At 71.6% G+C, this 3,503-nt stretch carries 2 protein-coding genes; both read left to right on the top strand.

What is annotated here, in order from left to right:
- The coding region (locus OO69_RS47970) for a type I polyketide synthase (protein ID WP_033287362.1) at positions 1-2,767 on the top strand (2,767 nt) is incomplete at its 5' end.
- Between the two features lie 52 nt (positions 2,768-2,819).
- On the top strand, positions 2,820-3,503 hold a 684-nt coding region (locus OO69_RS47975), incomplete at its 3' end, for a beta-ketoacyl synthase N-terminal-like domain-containing protein (protein WP_033287363.1).

The following is a 3,503-nucleotide window of genomic DNA, read 5'->3' on the forward strand; positions in this document are numbered from 1 at the left end:
CCAACACCAGCGCTACTGGCTCGACGCCCCCGCCCGCACCGGCGACCTCAGCACCGCGGGTATGGAGAGCGCTGAGCACCCGCTGCTCGGCGCATCCGTGGAACTCGCCGACGGCCAGGCCACGCTCTTCACCGGCCAACTCTCGCTTCGCACGCACCCCTGGCTGGCGGACCACGCGGTCATGGACACCGTGCTGCTGCCCGGCACCGCGTTCCTCGACCTGGCCCTGCACGCCGGCCAGCAGCTCGACACGCCGCACGTGGAGGAACTAACCCTCGAAGCACCGCTGGTGCTGCGGCCGGACGCGGCAGCCCAGATCCAGCTGGTCGTCAAGGAGCCGGACGACGCCGGACGACGGGCGGTGACCGTCCACTCCCGTACCGCTGGGTCGGACAGCGACGAGCTGCCCTGGATCCGGCATGCGACCGGAACGCTCAGCGCCGCAGCGGCCCAGCCCGCGACTCAAAACACCATGGCCTGGCCGCCCAGCCAGGCCACCCCCGTCGACACCGCCGACCTCTACGACCGGCTCACCGACTTCGGCCTGGGGTACGGTCCGCTTTTCCAGTGCCTGCAAGCCGCCTGGCGCGACGGCGAAACTCTGTATGCCGAGATCACGCTTCCCGAGGGCACGGACACCACCGGCTTCGGCATCCATCCCGCACTCCTCGACGCCACCCTGCACGCGATCGCCTTGCGGACGGCCACCTCCGACACCCCCGGACCGCTGAGCCTGCCGTTCGCCTGGAACGGCATCACGCTGCATTCCGGTGGAGCGGCCAGTGTCCGGGCCCGGATCACGCCCACCGGGGTTGACACGGTGTCCCTGACCTTGGTGGATCCGGCGGGGGCGCCCGTCGTCACCATCGACAGACTGACCGTCCGCCCGGTCTCCGCCGAGCAGTTGGCGGCCACGCGCGCCACGACCCACTACGACGACCTGTACGAGCTGACCTGGGGTCACCCGACGACGCCGGGCGGACCGGCCATCGACGGCCTCACCGACTTCGCCGACCTCAGGCCGGAGGACACCGTTCCCGCCTTCGTCCTGGCGCCCATCGCCGCGGCGGCGGACGACGACGTACCGAACGCTGTTCACGCCGCTGTTCGGCGCACTCTGGCCCTGCTCCAGCAGTGGCTCGGCGACGAGCGATACGCCCAGGCGAAGCTGGTGGTGGTCACGCACGGCGCCATCGCCACCACCGCCGACGAACAGGTCACCGACCTCGCCGCGGCCGCCGTCTGGGGGCTGGTCCGCTCGGCCCAGACGGAAAACCCGGACCGCTTCGTGCTCGCGGACATCGACGACGCCTCTGCCGAAGCCCTCCCGGCTGCCCTCGCCACCGGCGAACCCCAGCTCGCCCTCCGCAACGGCACCGCGAGCACACCCCGCCTCACCCGGGTGCCCACCGTCGACACCAACGCCGAGCGCCTCGACTTCAACCGGGAGGGCACGGTCCTGGTCACCGGCGGCACCGGGGTCCTCGGCACCTTCGTAGCCCGTCACCTGGTGGCCGAGCACGGCATCAACCACCTCCTCCTGACCAGTCGGCGCGGCCCCGACGCCGGAGGCGCCCTGGAACTGGAAGCCGAACTCACCGCCCACGGTGCCACCGTGACGATCGCCGCCTGCGACACCGCCAACCCCGAAGCGCTGGCCGGCCTACTGGCCTCGGTCAGCGCCGAGCACCCACTGACCGCCGTCATCCACACCGCGGGCGTCCTGGACGACGGGACCGTACAAGCGCTGACGCCCGAGCGGCTCGATGCCGTGCTGCGCCCCAAGGTGGACGCGGCCTGGCACCTGCACCAGCAGACCGCCCATCTCGAACTGGCCGCCTTCGTCCTCTTCTCCTCCTTCGCGGCGACGGCCGGCAGCCCCGGGCAGGCCAACTACGCCGCCGCCAACGCCTTCCTGGACGCTCTCGCCACACGACGCCGTCCTGCCGGCCGCCACGCCACCTCGCTCGCGTGGGGCAGGTGGCAGGAGAGCAGCGGTATGACCGACCATCTCGATGCTACGGACCTGGCCCGGATGAGCCGCAGCGGTGTAGCACCGCTCAGTTCGGAGGAAGGGCTGGCGCTTCTCGACACGGCGATCGGACTCCCGTACGCCACGCTCGCACCCACCAAACTCGACCTGGTGACCCTGCGGCGGCAGGCGGGCGTGGGAGCGCTGCCCCCAGTACTGCGGGGGCTGGTCAAGACCGCCGTGCGGCGTGCCGCGGGCGGCGACGGCTCCGCAGCAGCCGACCTCACAAGGCGGCTGGCGGGCCTCGCCGAGGCCGAGCAGCTGACGGTGCTGCTCAACGTGGTCAGGGCGCAGGTGGCCGCGGTGCTGGGCCACGCCTCGGCCGAACAGGTCGATCCGGCACGGGCGTTCAAGGAACTGGGCTTCGACTCGCTAACCGCGGTGGAGCTCCGCAACCGGCTCAACGGCGCCACCGGTCTACGGCTCCCGGCCACCCTGATCTTCGACTACCCGAGCCCGACCACGCTGGCCGGCTACCTGCGCGGCACCATCGCGCCCGACGCGACGACGCCGGTGCTGACGGACATCGACCGGTTGGAGACCGCGCTCGCGGTCGTCGGCAAGGACCCGGAGGCGCGCCAGCGCGTCGGAGCGCGGCTCCAGACGATGTTGGCCCGGTGGAGCGACGCCGAGGTGACGGTGGACGCGCTCGACGTGAGCGACAAGCTCGGGACCGCGACGCCCGACGAGATCTTCGACTTCATCGACAAGGAACTCGGGCGGTCCGCGGAATGACCGACACCGCTGCTCCCACCCACCCTTCACCCCCCGGGAGGTTCGGCTCCGCATGACGAACGAAGAGAAGCTGGTCGACTACCTGAAGTGGGTGACCGCCGACTTGCACCAGACGCGGCAACGCCTGCAGGACGTCGAGGCGGCGACGTACGAACCGATCGCCGTCGTCGGGATGGGCTGCCGCTACCCGGGAGGGGTCCGCTCGCCCGAGGAGTTGTGGCGGCTGGTCGCCGACGGCGGCGACGCGGTCTCCGACTTCCCGGTCGGACGCGGCTGGGACGCCGACGAGCTCTACGACCCGGATCCGGAACGGCAGGGCACCTGTTACACCCGTGAAGGCGGCTTCCTCTACGACGGGGACCACTTCGACCCCGCCTTCTTCGGCATCAGCCCGCGTGACGCCCTGGCCATCGACCCGCAGCAGCGCCTGCTGCTGGAGACGGCGTGGGAGACCTTCGAGCGGGCCGGCATCGACCCGGCGACGCTGCGCGGCAGCCGGACCGGCGTCTTCACCGGCGTGATGTACAGCGACTACGGGGCCCGGCTCTACCCCTCCCCGCAGGGGTTCGAGGGCCTGGTGGGCAGCGGCAGCGCGGGCAGCGTCGCCTCGGGCCGGATCTCCTACACCTTCGGCCTTGAGGGCCCGGCGGTGACCGTCGATACGGCCTGCTCGTCGTCGCTGGTGGCGCTGCACATGGCGATCCAGGCGCTGCGCACCGGCGAATGCAGCCTCGCG

The organism is Streptomyces sp. NRRL F-525 (assembly GCF_000716605.1).
Classification (GTDB): Bacteria; Actinomycetota; Actinomycetes; order Streptomycetales; family Streptomycetaceae; genus Streptomyces.